Here is a 1,035-nt window from a genome sequence, read left to right on the forward strand (position 1 = left end):
CGGCATCCTGTTGATCTTCGATGAAGTGATGGCCGGGTTCGGGCGCACCGGGCGCTGGTTCGCCTTCGAGCATTACGGCGTCTCACCGGATCTGATCGTATTCGCCAAGGGGGTCAATTCCGGCTACGTGCCAGCCGGCGGCGTGGTGATCTCAGAAGCCATCAGCCGGCATTTCGACGAACACATGTTCTTCGGCGGGCTCACCTATTCCGGACATCCACTGGCGATGGCGTCCATCGTCGCGACCCTGGACGCCATGCATGAGGAAGGGGTGGTGGAGAACGCCGCCAGCATCGGCCAGGGTACGCTCGGCCAAGGCCTCGCACGCCTGGCGCGCGAGCATGCCATCGTCGGTGAGACACGCGGGCTGGGGGTCTTTCATGTCCTCGAACTGGTCAGCGACCGCGAGCACCGCACGCCGCTATCGGCCAGTGCGATGGGCGAGATCAAGCACGCCCTGCTCGCCGAGGGCATGCTGCCGTTCGTGGCCGAGAACCGCATTCATGTGGTGCCGCCGTGCATCGTCAGCGAGGCGGAGGCCCAGCAAGGGCTGGCGATTCTGGATAAGGTGCTGGGCGAGATGTCGGCCAAGCACGCCGCTTGACCAGCCAGCATGGCTTCATCGCCGTCGCAAACGCTGGATAGCATGCGCCGGGCCTTGTGCCCGGCGCAGTCGTGAGTACGCCGCTACCCTAGCGTTCGCGCCAGGCGTTCGATACCCGGTTCGATGCGCTCGGCGTCGATGGCGCCGAACCCCAGACGCATGAAGTTGCGCGGCGGCACGCGCTCGAAGAAGTGCTGAAATCCTGGCTCGATGAGCACACCGTTTTGCGCGGCCTGCCAGGCCAGGCGCTGGGTATCCACGTCTTGCGGGGCTTCCAACCAGAACACGCTGGCATGATCACCGCCGACCCGTCGGCAGTTGGGCATATGCGTCGTGATGGCCTCGTTCATCGTTTCCCAGCGCTGGCGCATCTCGTCGGCGAACTGGCGCAGATAGCGGTCGTAATGGCCCTGAGCAAGAAACTGTGCCAT

1 protein-coding gene and 1 pseudogene are annotated in these 1,035 nt (G+C 64.5%); one reads left to right on the forward strand and one right to left on the reverse strand.

Going from position 1 to position 1,035, the window contains the following annotated elements:
* A partial coding sequence (locus tag OP495_RS18155) for an aminotransferase class III-fold pyridoxal phosphate-dependent enzyme (protein ID WP_280571172.1) occupies positions 1-604 on the forward strand: 604 nt, incomplete at its 5' end.
* A gap of 83 nt (positions 605-687) precedes the next feature.
* On the opposite strand, the pseudogene OP495_RS18160 reads toward OP495_RS18155, so the two are convergent.
* Positions 688-1,035, reverse strand: a pseudogene (locus OP495_RS18160) (PLP-dependent aminotransferase family protein); the annotation flags it as partial.

It is taken from the genome of Chromohalobacter sp. 296-RDG (genome assembly GCF_029889885.1).
Lineage (GTDB): Bacteria > Pseudomonadota > Gammaproteobacteria > Pseudomonadales > Halomonadaceae > Chromohalobacter.